This window comes from Rhizobium sp. KDH_Rht_773_N (assembly GCF_052946295.1).
Map to the genome: position 1 here is coordinate 794,121 of NZ_CM129525.1, position 14,712 is coordinate 808,832.

The following is a 14,712-nucleotide window of genomic DNA, read 5'->3' on the forward strand; positions in this document are numbered from 1 at the left end:
AAGAGGCATTTCGGCTGGCACGAATCCTGCGTCGGCGCCGGCATGAAAACGGATTTCGGCGAGATCTCCCGGCGGGATATGCTTGGCGCGCTGGCCGCCTCGGCAGCGGCCATGGCCGCGCCGCGCGCCTTTGCGGCTCCGCCCGGCGCCGGGCAGCCCGGCCTGCGCGGGGCAATCGATGCCGTGCAGTATCGCGCCGTTCCCGAAAGCGGCGACAGGAAGAACCGCGACCTGCAGCAGATGATCGACAAGGCGGCGCGCGAGAACGTGCCGGTCTTCCTGCCGCCGGGCACCTACCGCGTTTCCAACCTGACGCTGCCGGACAATACGCGCATATCGGGCGTGCCGGGCGCGACAAGGATCGTCTATACCGGCGAGGGCCATCTCTTTAGCGCCGACAACGTAGGGCGCATTGCGCTTTCCGATCTTGTCATCGACGGATCGAACCGCTGGCTTGCCGATTATGCCGGCGCCCTCGTGCAGTTTACCGGCGTCGGCGAGGTGCTGATCGACAATTGCGACATCGCCGGCAGCCGCAAGCACGCGCTGCAGCTCGAGGGCTGCGGCGGGCGGATCGAGCGCAGCAGGATCTCGGGCGCCGGGCAATCGGGCATCTATGCGGTGGAATCCTCGGGGCTTTCGATAACGGGCAACACGGTTTCGGATTGCGGCAACGGCGGCATTCTGGTGCATCGCTGGAAGAAGGCCGAGGACGGCACGATCGTGTCCGGCAACCGCGTTTCCAATATCCGCGCCAATGACGGCGGCACCGGCGAAAACGGCAACGGCATCAATATTTTCCGCGCCGACGGCGTGACGGTGACGAACAACCAGATCGCCGACTGCGCCTTCACCGCCGTTCGCGCCAATTCCGGCTCCAACATCCTGATCGGCAACAACCAGTGCCGCCGCTCCGGCGAGACGGCGATCTATGTGGAGTTCGAATTCGTCGGCGCTGTCGTCACGGGCAATGTGATCGACGGGGCGGCGAACGGCATTTCGATCGCCAATTTCGACCAGGGCGGCCGGCTGGCCAGCGTGACGGGCAACGTCATCCGCAACCTGACGCTCGAAGGTCCGTACAAACACGAGGTCGGCTTCGGCATCGGCATTGCGGCGGAAGCCGATACGCTGGTGTCGGGCAACGTGATCGAGGATGCGCCGCGCTGGGGGCTGCAGATCGGCTGGGGACCCTATCTGCGCAATGTCGTCGTCAACGGCAACGTGGTGCGCAAATCGCCGGTCGGCTGCGCGGTTTCGGTTGCCGAAGGCGCCGGTTCGGCCGTCATCACCGACAATATCTTCCAGGACATGGGCAAGGGCGCCGTGCTCGGCTTCGAATGGGAGAAGCAGGTCTCGGACGAGCTTGCCGGCGACAGTTCCCGCTACGGCCAGCTGACGGTCGAGCGCAACCGGATTTCCTGAGCGCCATCAAAAGCTTTCATCGACCTATCATCCGAAGGTGCTTTTTTCGCAGCCTTGCCGGCTCTAGGCTGCGGACAAAGGAAGGGGACATTGCCATGCTGACGATCTACGGGGTTTACCGCTCGCGTTGCGCGCGCGTCTACTGGATGGCCGAGGAACTGGGGATCGAATTCCAGTCCGTGCCGGTGCTGCAGGCCAGCCGGCTTGCCAATCCGCTGTCGCCGGATGCGCCGGTCAACACGCTCTCGCCGGATTTCCTGTCCATCAATCCGATGGCGATGATCCCGGCCATCAAGGACGGCGACCTCGTGCTCAACGAGTCGCTGGCGATCAACCTCTACCTTGCGCGCAAATATGGCGGCGAGCTTGGCGGCAAAACCGTCGAGGAAGACGGTTTGATGACGATGTGGACGGTTTGGGCGGTTTCCGAGCTTGACGGCAATACCGGCAAGATCGTCTCGACCTATGATAACGGCCGCGAAAACACCGAGGCGGGACGCGCGGTGATCGATGTCGCCTGCCGCACCATGAAGCGGCCGCTTTCGGTTCTCGAACGGCATCTCGAGGGCAAGGACTGGATCGTCGGCGGACGGTTCACGGTCGTCGATCTCAACATTGCGGAAGTGCTGCGCTACGCCCAGAGCGAAACCGCCCTTTTTGCCGCGCATCCGAATATCGATGCCTGGATCCGGCGCTGCCAGTCGCGCCCGGCCTATCTGGAAATGCAGCGCAAGCGCGCGCTGGAGCCGGTCGAGGTCTGACGCTATTCGAAGAGCGCCGCCGTCTCGGCCATTTCCTCCCGGATCCAGGCCTTGAAGTCGCGCACCTTCTTCGGCTCGTGGCCGCCTTCGGGTGTCACGAAATAATAGCCGTCGCCGGTATTGGCGCGGATGCAGAAGGGCGCGACCAGCCGCCCTTCGCGCAGCGAAAAGCCGGCAAGCGTCTGCCAGGCGAGCATGACGCCCTGGCCGGCGATCGCCGCATCGAGGCAGAGCGAGGCGTCGTTGAAGCTGTGGCGCACGACAGGCGGCGCGCCCGAAAGGCCGGCCGCGCGCATCCAGACATCCCATGTGAACATGGCATTTGCATCGATGACGGCAGGCAGTTTCAGGATATCGGCCGGCTCCTTCAGCTGTGCTGCCATTTCAGGAGAGCAGACGGGAAAGACGACCTGATCGAGCAGATGCTCGACCTTCACGCCCGGCCAATGGCCCTTGCCGACGCGGATGGCGACATCGATATCGGAGGCGGCCGGATTGACGAGCCTGGTCGTCGCGTCGAGGCGCAGGTTGATCTCCGGATGGCGCTCCATGAAGCGGTCCAGCCGGCAGACCAGCCAGCGGGCGGCGAGAACGGGTGCGACCGAAATGGTCAGGATGCATTCGTCCTTGCGCTGCGCCATCGCGACGGCTTCGGAAAGACGCAGGAAGCCTTCGTTGAGTGCCGCCAGAACAGGCGCGCCGGCTTCCGTCACCAGCATGCCCTTCGGCGTGCGCTCGAAGAGCAGCCGTCCGAGCTGGCCTTCAGCCTTGATGACCTGCTGGCTGACGGCGCCGACGGAGACGCCAAGCTCGTCCGCAGCCGCCTGGAGCGAGCCGAGGCGGCCGACGGCTTCCAGCGCGCGAAGGCCGTTGAGATGCACGGAGTTGAGATTTCTCATATAGTTTTCCTATAGCAGGAACCCGGTAATCTCAATTGAAAAACAGGCCTTCGCCGCCAATATTGGCATGGCGGGACGATGATGTCCGAAGCGCAGCAAGAACAGAGCGCGGGCGCCCGCGGGAATATGTGCGACGAAAGCCGAGCCCGCCCTCAGAAAGCGAGAGCAAGATGTCATTGCTGAAGTTTTTCTTGAGCCGGCCAGACCCTGCCGCCAGGGTCTCACAAGGCGAATATGACGGGGATGCCGATCTTCTCGCCCATCCCGACATTGCTTCCATGTCGCAGCGGGAGCTTGCCGACCTGCCTCTGCCGGTGCTTGCTCCCAAACCGCCGTTGCAACGACAACTAGAGAAATGCGTCTGAATATATGCTAGATTTCCGCCGGGGACGATTCAGGGCGGATACCATGACGGAGAGCGTGGAAGACATTCTGGCGCGGCTGAAGCGGCTGGCGAAGGAGGCCGGCCTGCCCGGCATCGAGGAAAGCACCTCCTACGGCAACCTGGCGCTGAAGGTCGGCGGCAAGAGTTTCGTGGCGGTCAAGAACGACGAGACGGTGGTGATCTCGGTCCCGATCGACCACAAGGAGCACCTGCTGACGATGGCGCCCGATATCTACTATCAGACGAACCATTATGTCGGCTGGCCGCACCTGCCGGTTCGCATCGCGGCCATCGGCGACGACGAACTCAGGCAGCGGCTGATCGACGCCTGGACCTACCGGGCGCCGAAGAAGCTGATTTCGGCCTATCGGGCCTGTGGCTAGGCTTTTTCGCGGGCCAGCGCGCGCTGGACGGCCGGGCGCTCCAGCATCCGGGCATGATGTTCGCTCACCTTCGGGAACCGGGCGGGATCGACGCCGTCGGAGGGCAGCCAGCCGGTCATGACGAAGAGATAGGGGTCGGCGACCGTATAGGCCTCGCCCATCACCCACGGTCCCGCAAACATCTTCGTTTCGATCAGCTCGAAGCTTTCCGCCATCGTCTGCGGCACCTTGGCCTTCATCGATTCCAGCGCCGCTTCGTCGTCGGCCCAGCGCGAGCCGCGCGGGCGGTGGGCATGGTTCACATGCACGGTCGACGAAATATAGCCGTTGAAGGCCTGCAGGCGGGCGAACTCGAAGGGATCGTCGAGAGGCGCGAGCCTTGCTGCCGGCGCCATCTGGGCGATGTAGGCGAGGATCGCCGTCGTCTCGGTCAGGACCCCGCGATCGGTCGCAAGCGCGGGAACGCGCCCCTTCGGATTGATCTCCAGATAGGCTTGCGAGCGCTGCTCGTTCTCGCGGGTGTTGACCTTCTTCGTCTCGAAGGAAAGGCCGGATTCCTCGAGCGCGATGAGGCTTGCGAGCGCGCAGGTACCGGGGGCGAAATAGAGTGTGAGCATGGTGGGACTCCCCTTTCGGGGAGCCTTATAGCGCGTGCGCCGCGGCGAACGGAAGACCGGGTTTCGTCATTCGCGCCGCCTTGTGCCCATCAGGCGCAGCCCGGCACGTCCTCCAGCCGGTGCCAGACGGGGATGCCCCGCTCCCTGGCGATGCGCACGTCGTTATCGGCGCCCTTGGAATCGCCCGGCAGGCGCAGCACGCCTTCGCAGAGCTGCAACAGGCGGCCGGCGACCGGATGAAAGATTTCCTCGTAGAGGTCGTCGCCGACCGCCTTGCCGCCGGCAGCGTGCCAGACGGGCAAGGCCACCCATTCGCCGATGACAGGCAGATGGCCCGCCTTGAAGAGCGCATAGGACGGCTCCTCCAGGCGTTTGAGATTGGCCGCCATCTTCGCCGGGTCATCGCCCGTTCCGGACCTGTAAGGCCCGGCAATCAAAATCAACATGGTCGTCTCCATCAACTCCCGGCTTCATGCACGGGATTTCACGAAAATGCATGATATTTCTTGAATGTCGAGTCGTATCGTGCATATTCACGATGTTTCGTAAATTTTCGTGCAGAGACCGCCATGCTGACCACGCAACGCAAAGCCCTTATCCTCGACATCCTGCGCCGTGACGGACAGGTGATCGCCAAACGCGTGGCCGAGGACTTCGCGCTGTCGGAGGACACGATCCGCCGCGATCTCCGGGAGATGGCGGCGGAGGGGCTGCTGAAGCGCGTGCATGGCGGCGCCCTGCCCGTTGCCCCCGACCTGCCTGACTTCACGGCCCGCCGCGACGTCGCTTCCGCGGTCAAGGCGCGGCTCGGCGCGAAGGCGGCGCAGATGGTGAAGGCCGGGCAGATGGTGTTTCTCGACGGCGGCACGACGACGGCGGAGGTCGCCCGCCAGCTGCCGCGCGACATTTCCTTCACCATTGCCACCCACAGCCCGACGATTGCCGCCGAGCTGGAGCATCACCCGACAGCGGAAGTGATCCTGTGCGGCGGCAGGCTCTACAAACATTCGATGGTGGCGACCGGCGCGGCGGCAATGGCGGCAATTTCGGCCCTGCGGCCGGATCTCTTCTTCCTTGGCGTCACGGCCGTCCATCCCGTGCACGGGTTCTCGACCGGCGATTTCGAGGAGGCGGCAATCAAGCGGCACATCGCGCGCTGTTCGGCGGAGACGCATGTCCTGCTGACGGCGGAGAAGTTCGATCTGGTTTCGCCCTGCCAGGTGCTTGCCGCAAGCGAGGTGGCGGGAATGATCGTGCCGGCCGAGATGCCGGCGGAGCGGCTTCGGCCCTATGCCGAGCTCAATGTCGCACTTGCCGCAGCCTGACCCGCTTGCGGCGGAGCGGCGGCACGAGGCCCGGCGGCAGCAGGGTGAGAAGCAGCGCGACGACGAAGACCGAGAGCACGAAGATGCCGGGCAGGATCGTGCCGAAGCCAAGCGCCAGCGCAGCCTGCAGGCGCGGCTGGAGATTGGCGATCACGGCCGAGAGCGCCGGCAGGGCCAGAGCCTTCGCCACCGCCCATGGCAGCCAGTTCATTTCGGCAAGAGCGGCGAGCGCGCCATAGAGGGCGGCGGCGCGGACAATGCCGCGCAGAAGCGGCGAGGCGCCGAAGGGCCTGGTGTCCCCCTCCTCGAAGGCAATGGCGAGATAGGCAAGCAGGCAGGCGAGGAAGAGGAAGGCGAGCGGCAACGCAGCCGAAATCGCCTGCCATTGCAGGCGTTCGCCGGTTGCGACGAACAGCAGGAAGGGCGCGCAGGCCATGAACCACAGGGCCGCCAGCGGTCCCCAAGACCGCAGAAGCGCGAGATAGCCAAGCCGCAGCATCACGGCGCCGAACAGAATGCCGATCGCGATCCAGGCGAGCGCGGTTTTCAGCGTACCGCCCATGAACCGCACCACCGGCATGCAGGACCCGGCCATTTCCACGCAATGGGAGAACTGCAGCACAAGCCAGGTGAGGTGGTCCAGGCAGATGGCAGAGAATATCAGGAGAATGATGCCGGTCAGCATCCACCATAAATAGCGGCCTGCGAACATCTTCTGCCCTCGCAGCTTCGGAGGAACCGTATTTTCGCTCCGTCACCGCGAAAGGCATGTCCGACCGCCGGGACGTGCCCCTTTTATATTAGGCAATTCTTATTTTTTTTATAACTTATATGTTTAACAATGCGCGGATCGGCGGCGATCAGGCAAGGGCATCCGTCACCCTGACATCGCCGACATGGATGCCGTTCCAGTTGCGCATCGACCTGTTGGCCAGCGCGCTCAGGGCGGCATGTTCCCTGCCGCCCCTGTCGAAGAAGCGGGCAATCGCTGCGGCGACCATGGCCTCGGCGGCGCGGGTCGCGCCGTCATCACATTTCAGCGCGATCGCGATGCCCTGTTCCGGAAGGGCTGCGCAGAAGACGCCTTCCGCGCCCGTCTTGCAGAAGATGCGGCCGGGGGCGATCTGCATCAGCTCGGTGCAGGCCCGCCCGGTGCCGGCCACATAGAAGGGTTCCGCCATGCAGGCCTGCAGGAGGCGGCGGGAAGCGGCCGCGCGCTCGCGGCCGAGGCCGTTGCCTGTCGCCATCTTCGCAAAACCGTGCGCCAGGGCTTTCAGCGGCACCGCATAGGTCGGGATGGAGCAGCCGTCGGTGCCGCAATTGTCATGGCCGAGTGCGGCGCCCGTCAGGCTCTCCATGGTCTCGCGGATCTGCTGCTGCAGCGGATGGCCGTAGCCGACATAGCCCTTGCTCTCGATGCCCTGATGGCAGCAGGCGCAGACGAAACCGGCATGTTTGCCCGAACAATTGTTGTGAAGCGCGGTCGGTTTTTCGACCGTGCGCGCCTGATGGATCAGCGTCTTCTGGTCGGAGGACCAGTGCGCGCCGCATTCCAGCGCCCCGACGTCACGGGAAGCACGCGCGAGCATGGCGGCGGCAAGCGCCACATGCTCGTCCTCGCCGCTATGCGAGGAACAGGCGAGCGCCAGCTCCCTGTTGCCGAAACCGTACGCGTCCGCCGCGCCGCTTTCGACCAGCGGCAGCGCCTGCATGGCCTTGCAGGCCGAGCGCGGAAAGACAGCCGCCTCGATATCGCCGAGCGAAAAGACGGTACGGCCATCGCCGTCCACGACCGCAACAGAGCCGTGATGGCGGCTTTCGACGAGCGAGCCCCTGGTGACTTCGACGAGGACGGGATTGGGCATGGGCATGAATCCGGATTATGGGCAATAGGACCGCAGCCATACCGCCTCGCTCTGCGAAAGCCAATGGAATTCGCTGCGTTATCGGCCAATCACAGTATCTGAACAGCCATCACACGAAGTGACTGTCGGTGCGGCAAACTATCGTTTTGCGTGTAGGCGCGATGGGGCTAAAGGTGGCGTGTCAGGACTCATTCTCATGCCATCCTCATTTTCTTCGATCATCCGCGACAGCCGCATCCGCATTCCGACCGTCACGCTGGTGGCGCTGGCCTTCACCTATGCCTCGACGGTTCCCTACCAGTCGATCATCGGCATCAGCGAACTCGGCATGAGCGACGGCGCCTATTCGGCGCTGGTCTTCTTTGCCGCCGTCGTCAACGTGGCGATCAGCCTGACGCTCGGCATATGGTCGGACCGGCTGACGGAAAGACGCCCGCTGGTGCTGGCGCTTTCCGTTGCCGGCATCATCGGCTTCGGATCGATCGCGCTCATCCACAGTCCCGCCGTCTTCATCTTCTCGGTGCTCTTCCTCGTGCCGATGAGCAATTCCACCTATTCGCTGCTCTTTGCCAGCGTCAGGGCGCGCACCAACCAGCTGGCCCGCAGTGAGGCGGTCGCCATCACGTCGACGGTGCGCGCGCTCTATTCCGGCTCCTGGGCCGTCGCGCCGGGCCTCGTCGGGCTGGCGCTCGTGACGTCGCCGTCGATGACGCCGGCCTATGGGGTGGCGGCGGCCGCAAGCCTCATCTGCTTCTGCCTCTATTTCTTCTTCGCGCCCGGCAACGGCCCGGTGCGCGAGACGGCGCCCAACCAGCCCGGTTTCTTCGCCTCGCTGAAGCGCGTCTTTGCGCCCGACGTTTTCCTGCGCGTCTTCGTCATGTCGCTGCTGCTCGGCCTGCAGCGGCTGAACGGCATGGTATCGCCGCTCATCGTCGTGCACTCGATCGGCGGCAGCGTCGTCGATGTCGGCTTCCTGTCGGGGCTGACGGCCTTCCTCGAAATGCCCTTCATGATGATGTGGGGGCTGGTGCAGCGGCGCTTCCATACCGTGCATGTGCTGGCCTTCGGCACGGCGCTCTACTGCCTCTATCTGGTGCTGCTCGGCTTTGCGACCGCGCCCTGGCAACTCTACGCGCTGCTCGGCCTGAACGCCTGCGGGGCAGCCGCCATCCTCAGCCTGCCGATCACCTATCTGCAGGACCTGATCGCCGACCGGCCGGGCCTCGGCAGCTCGCTCATTTCGCTCAATACCTTTATCGGCATCGGCGTTGCCGCCGGGCTTTTCGCACTGGGGACGGCGGTGACGAACTATTCCGGCACGGCCTTTGTCGCGGCAGCCACCGGCGTCGTCACCATCGTCATCCTGCTCTATCTGGAAAGCGGCGGCCGGGTGCGCCAGCCCGCCTAGCTGGCTCGTGTCCGGTCATCCGGCCGTGATGCGATAGGCGCAGCGGCGCGCCCCCAGCAGGATATGTTCGCTGCGCTCGACATTGGCCGAGAGCACGCTGCGGAAGGTTTCGAGCTCGGAGCGGCAGAAGCCGGCGCAGGTACTTGCCGCCGCGCAGATCGGGCAATGGTTCTCGACCAGCATCAACGAGCCGTCCTCCTCCTGCCAGCAATCGGCCATATAGCCCTCGCGGCTGCGGATGGCGGCAAGCCCTTCGACGCGGGCGGCAAGATCGGCCCTGTCCGCCAGTTCGTCGCGATAGCGCTCCAGCGTTTCGTTTTCGCGGGCGGTGATGACGGCATCGAGTGCCGCCGGGCCGAGCTGCCGGACAAGGGTCGTCAGCAGGCTCGCCGTCAGCTCGGCATGGCCGTCCGGGAAATGCCTGTTGCCCTCGGCCGTCAGATGCCAGAGCTGGCTCGGACGCCCCCTGCCCCCGGCGGCAACGGCCACGGGCTCCACCAGCCCCTCCTCCGCCATCTTCGCGAGCTGCTGGCGAGCGGCTTCGCCGGAAATGCCGAGCGCATCGCCGACCGCGGCGGCAAGCTGCGGCCCTTCTGTCTTCAACAGGATCAGGATACGATTGACGGGGGACTGGCGCATATTTTTCCAAGTTATCTCTTGTTTTAATTCGAGACCCATGCAATTTTCCAACGCATAACTTGGAAAATAATCACGGGTCAGGAAAAACGCAAGGATTCATCATGTCCGAAACCGCCCTGGAACCTTCAGGCTCGCCCACGTCCGTCTTCCGGCTGTTTTCTCCCGCGCTTCTGCCGGCAACGCTGATGCTGGGCGGCGGCATGACGATTTCCGCCGTCGAGAGCTACATCACGGCAACGATCGCGCCCAGCATCGTGCGCGACGTCGGCGGGCTGGAACTGTTTTCGCTGGTGACGACGCTTTATGTCGCCGCCACCATATTGGGTTCGATCTTCGTGGCGATGCGGCCGAGGAATATCGGGCTGCGCGGCGTCTATATCATCGCGGCCGCAATCTTCGGCGTCGGCAGCCTGATTTGCGCGGCCGCGCCGTCGATGCCGGTCGTGCTGATGGGCCGGACGGTGCAGGGTTTTGGCACCGGCGCCCTCGCCGCCCTTTGTTACGCCTTCATCCGCTTCGTTTATCCCGAGCCGCTCTGGCCCAAGGCCTCGACGCTCTATGCGGCGATCTGGGGCGTTTCGACCGTCATCGGCCCGACGCTCGGCGGCTTCTTCGCGCATGGCAGCGCCTGGCGCTATGCCTTTGCCGTGCTCGTGCCGCTCGGCGTGCTGATGGCGGCGCTGGCGCCGCGGCTGCTGCCGCAGGCCGAGGACGACCGTGAACAGACAAGGATGCCTGTCGCGCAGATCTGCCTGCTGCTTGCCGCAGTGCTGCTGGTCAGCACCGCGGGCACGACCGAGGTGACGGTGGCCAAGGCCGGGCTGATCACTGTCGCGGCCATCGCCGTCGGCGCCATGCTGGTGATGGAGCGCAGGGGCGGCAACCGGCTGCTGCCATCGGGCGCGGTGACGCTGGGCCAGCCGATATCGCGGGTCTACCTGACGATGATCGGCCTCAACTTCGTTCTCGTCAGCGACATATTCGTTCCCTATTTCCTGCAGGTCCTGCACGGGGTAACGCCGCTGGTTTCCGGATATCTCGTGGCTCTCGTCGCGCTCGGCTGGACGGTGGCCGCCTTCTTCAGCGGCTCCTTCTCCGGCCGGAAAGCCAATGCCGCGATCGTTGCGGGCTGCCTGACCGAAGCGGTCGCGACGGCCGTGCTTGCCGTCTTCCTCGCCCGCGAGAACCCGCAGGCGCATCTCGTCATTCTCGGACCGGCGGCCGTCGCCATGTTCATGATGGGTTTCGGTGTCGGCCTCGGCTGGGCGCATCTCGTCGCCAAGGTGCTGAAACTGGTGGCCGACAGCGAACAGGACAAGGCTTCCGCCGCCATCCCCACCATGAGCTCGCTCGGCAGCGCCTTCGGCGCGGCCTTTGCCGGCGTCATCGCCAACGGCGCGGGGCTGGTCGAGCCGGGCGGCATTGCGGGCACGCTTTCGGCCGCGAGCTGGCTCTATCTCGTCATGGCCCTGCCGGGGCTGATCGCAACGGGCGCTGCGCTGTCGCTTGCAGCACCGGCGCGGACATCACCGCCGGTTTTCAGACAGCCGGAGGCGTGAATGCAAGGTGTCAGAGCGTCAGCATGATCTTGCCGATGTGGCTGCCGCTCTCCATCAGCCGGTGGGCGGCGGCCACGTCCTCGAAGGCGAAGGCCCTGTGGATGACGGGGGCGACCGTGCCGGCTTCCAGAAGCGGCCAGACCTCGGAGAGAAGATCGTCGCGGATCGCCCGTTTCTCCTCCGCCGTGCGCGGGCGCATGGTCGAACCCGTCACCGTCAGGCGCTTGACCATGATCGGCGTCAGATTGACCTTTTCGGCCACCGCGCCCTGCAGGAAGGCGATAATGGAGAGGCAGCCGTCCTTCGCCAGCGAGGCGATGTTCTTCTCGAAATAGGCCGCGCCGATCATGTCGAGCACGATATCGACGCCCTGGCCGGTCTCCTGCCGGATGACGGCAGCGAAATCCTCTTCCCGGTAGTTGATCGCGCGCCTGGCGCCGAGCTTCTCGCAGGCCTCGCACTTCTCCTTCGAACCCGCGGTCGTATAGACCTCGGCGCCGAAAGCGCGGGCAAGCTGGATGGCGGTCGTGCCGATGCCGCTGGAGCCGCCGTGGATCAGCACCTTCTCGCCTTCCGTCAGCCCCGCCATCTGGAAGAGGTTCGCCCAGACGGTGAAGAAGGTCTCGGGAAGGGCCGCGGCCTTCACCGCGTCGTAACCTTTCGGGAAAGGCAGGACCTGACCGGCCGGCAGAAGGCAATATTCGGCATAGGCGCCGCCATTGGCAAGGCCGCAGACCCTGTCGCCCAGCGAAAATCCCGTCACGCCGGGACCGATCGCGATGACCTCGCCGGCAAGCTCCAGGCCGAGGACGGGGCTGGCATCCTTCGGCGGCGGATAGCTGCCCTGGCGCTGGGAAATATCCGGGCGGTTGACGCCGACCGCTTCGCTGCGGACGAGGATCTGGCCTTCCGAGGGCAGCGGCACCGGCCCGTTTGCGATGACCATCGCCTCCGGCCCGCCGAAAGAGGGCAGATCGACAAAACGCATATGCGACGGCAACGACATGACCCGGCTCTCCCGATTCCGAAGCTCTGGAGATAAATCAGGCTCCAGGGCTTGGGAAGGCCGGAAGTGGCAGAGGCGTCAATTCGCCTCGCCCAGCACGTGGAATACGAGGCCCTCGTTGCTCTCCTTGGCGCCGGATTTCACATGGGCGATCTCGGCGCTGACGCGGTTGATGTCGTCGATGACGAGACCTTCGGGCAGTTCCAGGACGCCGATCGAGCAGCGCATCAGCGGGAAGAAGGCTTCGGCGCCGGCGCGATCATGCCCGCGGATGCGGCCGGCGGCGCGGTCCTCGTCGGAATAGAGATCGAGCACGTCGTCGTGGAAATCGCTGATGAGCCGGTCGAGGATTTCCGTCAGCTCCTCCTTCGTCCAGCCGACGACGCCGATGAAGAAGTCGTCGCCGCCGACATGGCCGAGGAAATGGCGCTCGGCGAAGAAATAGCGGCGCATCAGCGCGGCAAAGAGCGAGATCGCGTGGTCGCCGAGATGGAAGCCGTAGGCATCGTTGAAGGGCTTGAAATTGTCGAAGTCGCAATAGCAGAAGTGGCGCACTTCATCGCCGTCGCGGCCGGCATTGCGCATGAAATCCCTGATGGCGCGGTTGCCCGGCAGGCCGGTCAGCGGGTTCTGGTCCTGCGCCGTCTTCAATTGCTTCTCGTTGATGACCTTGATCAGCGAGGCGGCGGAAACGACGCCGGCATAACGCATGTTGTCGGTCAGGATCAGGCAGTTGCTGCCTTCCATATTGGCGAAGATCGCCATCAGCTGGTCGGCGTCGCTGTCGAGGCCGACGATCGGGGCGCGCTCGACGAAATGCGAGATGGTGCGCTCGTAGACCTTGTTCTTCAGGAGGTCGCGGCCGAAGGGCTGGTAGATATATTCCTTGAGGTGGTGCTCGTGGATGATGCCGCGCGGCTCGCCATTGGCATTCAGAACCGGGAAATAGGCCTGGCGCGGATTGCGGCGGAAGAGTTCGAAGACCGTGTCGATGCCGTCGCTCTCATAGACGGTCGGCAGCATTTCGATCTGCTTGCGGATGAGGATTTCGTCGAGCGACTGGCTGTTGCCCTTGTTCTTGCCAAGCTCCTGCAGGTGCGGGAAGGCGGGCACGAGTTCGGAGAGATGCGTGGACGGGCGCGCGATGAACCAGCCCTGCACGAGATCGACGCCATAGTCGCGGCAGACGATGAATTCGGCTTCCGTCTCGATACCCTCGGCGATCACGCGGGTGCCGAGCACATGGGCCATGTTGACGATGCTTTTCAGCAGGTGGCGCTTGCGCGGGCTGCGGTCGATATCGGCGACGAAATGGCGGTCGATCTTCAGATAATCGACGGAATAGTCGCACAGAAGCTTCATCTCGCCGTGGCCGACGCCGAAATCGTCGATCGCCAGCTTGAAGCCGGCCTTGCGCAGGCGCGAGACAAGGTCTGCGAATTCCGGCACGCTGGTATTGTCGAAACGCTCGGAAAATTCGAAGCAGACGGAGGATGCCGGAATGTTGGCCGTCTTCAACTGCAGCAGCAGGTTTTCGACGAGACGATTGCCATGCGGGATGAGGCGCACATCGAGATTGAGGAAAAGTGTCGCGGTGGCGAAGTTCGAGAGCGTGGAAAACTTGGCGAGGGCACGGTTGGCGACCATCTGCTCAAGCGGCAGGAGCTGACCTGTCTCATGGGCTTCGTCGAGGATTTCGATCGGCGTTTCGAAGCCGATGCGGTCCTGCCCGCGCATGAGGGATTCGTAACCGAACACCGTGCCGGTGCCGGCTTCGACGATCGGCTGAAACGCATTTTCGATAACGAGCTTAGCGAGGGTGACGATCTGGTCGCTGGCGTAACGACGCACGACACCCGGTTCGACGCTGGCAGCCAAAGACATGCCAATCTCCACTGTGACCTTTTCTTTTTCGGTCGGACAATGGGGCAGAAGGGTCAACGAACCCTTTCGCCAATATGAAACTTTTGTGAAAGGCGCAGGCGTTCATACGCGCCCAACGTTTATTAGATTTTCCGTTTGCAATCAAAGGCCTATTCAGGCCGTGCGGCGGTGTTCCGCTTCATGATCTGCAAACATGTCGGCGACGCACCTGCCGCCGCTCGGTGTGCCTTCGTCGGCCAGAACATCGCCGCGATATTCGTTCAGCTTGCGGGCGGCATCCCACAGGCGCAATGCTTCGCGCACGACTTCGCTGCTCGACGCATATCCGCCCTGATCGACAGCGTCACGAATGCCTGCTGCCTGGAGCGGTGAGATGGAAACGGTGACCATCGGCATGGAATTCTCCTCCCATTCTATTTCGGCAGAGATTGCCTCGGGGGTCCATTTTCGGCTTCTCGTGGCGACGCGCACCAATGCCGAAGTGCCTCAGCACAGGAGGCGGCTCTTCTGCGGAGCCGGCCTTCAACCCCTAAATTTTAGTATTCCGTCACCCTCT

16 protein-coding genes are annotated in these 14,712 nt (G+C 64.1%); 7 read left to right on the top strand and 9 right to left on the bottom strand.

Annotated elements, in window-relative coordinates:
- Positions 1–42: 42 nt before the first annotated feature.
- Both ACU8HS_RS04125 and ACU8HS_RS04130 read left to right on the top strand, forming a co-directional pair.
- Positions 43–1,425: a TIGR03808 family TAT-translocated repetitive protein gene (locus ACU8HS_RS04125; RefSeq protein ID WP_447015454.1), complete on the top strand. Its 1,383-nt coding sequence runs from the start codon at positions 43–45 to the stop codon at positions 1,423–1,425.
- A 95-nt stretch (positions 1,426–1,520) separates the two neighbouring features.
- Positions 1,521–2,186 carry a glutathione S-transferase family protein gene (locus tag ACU8HS_RS04130; protein ID WP_112568469.1) on the top strand — a complete coding sequence of 222 codons (666 nt, stop codon included), beginning with the start codon at positions 1,521–1,523 and terminating at the stop codon, positions 2,184–2,186.
- Between the two features lie 2 nt (positions 2,187–2,188).
- On the opposite strand, the gene ACU8HS_RS04135 is transcribed toward ACU8HS_RS04130, so the two are convergent.
- A complete protein-coding gene (locus ACU8HS_RS04135) occupies positions 2,189–3,085 on the bottom strand; it encodes a LysR substrate-binding domain-containing protein (protein WP_447015455.1) in 897 nt (298 codons plus the stop codon).
- A gap of 191 nt (positions 3,086–3,276) precedes the next feature.
- Here ACU8HS_RS04135 and ACU8HS_RS04140 point away from each other — a divergent pair, with 191 nt between their 5' ends.
- Positions 3,277–3,450 carry a hypothetical protein gene (locus tag ACU8HS_RS04140; protein ID WP_447015456.1) on the top strand — a complete coding sequence of 58 codons (174 nt, stop codon included), beginning with the start codon at positions 3,277–3,279 and terminating at the stop codon, positions 3,448–3,450.
- Positions 3,451–3,493: 43 nt separating this feature from the next.
- On the top strand, positions 3,494–3,853 hold the full coding sequence (locus ACU8HS_RS04145) for an MmcQ/YjbR family DNA-binding protein (protein WP_112568463.1): 360 nt from the start codon (positions 3,494–3,496) through the stop codon (positions 3,851–3,853).
- On the opposite strand, the gene ACU8HS_RS04150 is transcribed toward ACU8HS_RS04145, so the two are convergent.
- Both ACU8HS_RS04150 and ACU8HS_RS04155 read right to left on the bottom strand, forming a co-directional pair.
- The gene (locus ACU8HS_RS04150; RefSeq protein WP_112757978.1) at positions 3,850–4,470 is read right to left on the bottom strand and encodes a glutathione S-transferase family protein; all 621 of its coding nucleotides are present in this window, start codon (positions 4,468–4,470) and stop codon (positions 3,850–3,852) included. The genes ACU8HS_RS04145 and ACU8HS_RS04150 overlap by 4 nt on opposite strands.
- An 89-nt stretch (positions 4,471–4,559) precedes the next feature.
- Positions 4,560–4,916 carry a DUF4406 domain-containing protein gene (locus ACU8HS_RS04155; protein ID WP_112568754.1) on the bottom strand — a complete coding sequence of 119 codons (357 nt, stop codon included), beginning with the start codon at positions 4,914–4,916 and terminating at the stop codon, positions 4,560–4,562.
- 123 nt (positions 4,917–5,039) lie between these two features.
- Here ACU8HS_RS04155 and ACU8HS_RS04160 point away from each other — a divergent pair, with 123 nt between their 5' ends.
- Positions 5,040–5,795 carry a DeoR/GlpR family DNA-binding transcription regulator gene (locus tag ACU8HS_RS04160; protein WP_112568459.1) on the top strand — a complete coding sequence of 252 codons (756 nt, stop codon included), beginning with the start codon at positions 5,040–5,042 and terminating at the stop codon, positions 5,793–5,795.
- Here ACU8HS_RS04160 and ACU8HS_RS04165 read toward each other — a convergent pair.
- Positions 5,770–6,507, bottom strand: coding sequence for a hypothetical protein (locus tag ACU8HS_RS04165; protein ID WP_113498750.1), 738 nt, complete (start codon positions 6,505–6,507; stop codon positions 5,770–5,772). The two genes, ACU8HS_RS04160 and ACU8HS_RS04165, sit on opposite strands and share 26 nt — an antisense overlap.
- 148 nt (positions 6,508–6,655) lie before the next feature.
- Complete coding sequence (locus ACU8HS_RS04170; RefSeq protein ID WP_447015457.1) at positions 6,656–7,660, bottom strand: asparaginase; 1,005 nt, start codon at positions 7,658–7,660, stop codon at positions 6,656–6,658.
- A gap of 196 nt (positions 7,661–7,856) precedes the next feature.
- Between ACU8HS_RS04170 and ACU8HS_RS04175 the strand changes: the two genes are divergently transcribed.
- The gene (locus ACU8HS_RS04175) at positions 7,857–9,068 is read left to right on the top strand and encodes an MFS transporter (RefSeq protein ID WP_112568456.1); all 1,212 of its coding nucleotides are present in this window, start codon (positions 7,857–7,859) and stop codon (positions 9,066–9,068) included.
- Positions 9,069–9,083: 15 nt separating this feature from the next.
- Here ACU8HS_RS04175 and ACU8HS_RS04180 read toward each other — a convergent pair whose 3' ends face one another.
- On the bottom strand, positions 9,084–9,707 hold the full coding sequence (locus tag ACU8HS_RS04180; protein ID WP_112756662.1) for a helix-turn-helix transcriptional regulator: 624 nt from the start codon (positions 9,705–9,707) through the stop codon (positions 9,084–9,086).
- Positions 9,708–9,808: 101 nt separating this feature from the next.
- On the opposite strand from ACU8HS_RS04180, the gene ACU8HS_RS04185 reads away from it, so the two are divergent.
- Complete coding sequence (locus tag ACU8HS_RS04185) at positions 9,809–11,266, top strand: MFS transporter (RefSeq protein WP_447015458.1); 1,458 nt, start codon at positions 9,809–9,811, stop codon at positions 11,264–11,266.
- Positions 11,267–11,276: 10 nt separating this feature from the next.
- Here the strand turns inward: ACU8HS_RS04185 and ACU8HS_RS04190 are convergent, their stop codons facing one another.
- From ACU8HS_RS04190 to ACU8HS_RS04200, 3 genes are all read right to left on the bottom strand, one after another.
- Positions 11,277–12,272 (bottom strand): NAD(P)H-quinone oxidoreductase, encoded by a 996-nt coding sequence (locus tag ACU8HS_RS04190; RefSeq protein WP_447015459.1) that lies wholly within the window; start codon positions 12,270–12,272, stop codon positions 11,277–11,279.
- 78 nt (positions 12,273–12,350) lie between these two features.
- Complete coding sequence (locus tag ACU8HS_RS04195) at positions 12,351–14,156, bottom strand: GGDEF domain-containing protein (RefSeq protein ID WP_112568449.1); 1,806 nt, start codon at positions 14,154–14,156, stop codon at positions 12,351–12,353.
- A 153-nt stretch (positions 14,157–14,309) separates the two neighbouring features.
- On the bottom strand, positions 14,310–14,552 hold the full coding sequence (locus ACU8HS_RS04200; RefSeq protein WP_112568447.1) for a ribbon-helix-helix domain-containing protein: 243 nt from the start codon (positions 14,550–14,552) through the stop codon (positions 14,310–14,312).
- Positions 14,553–14,712 lie beyond the last annotated feature (160 nt).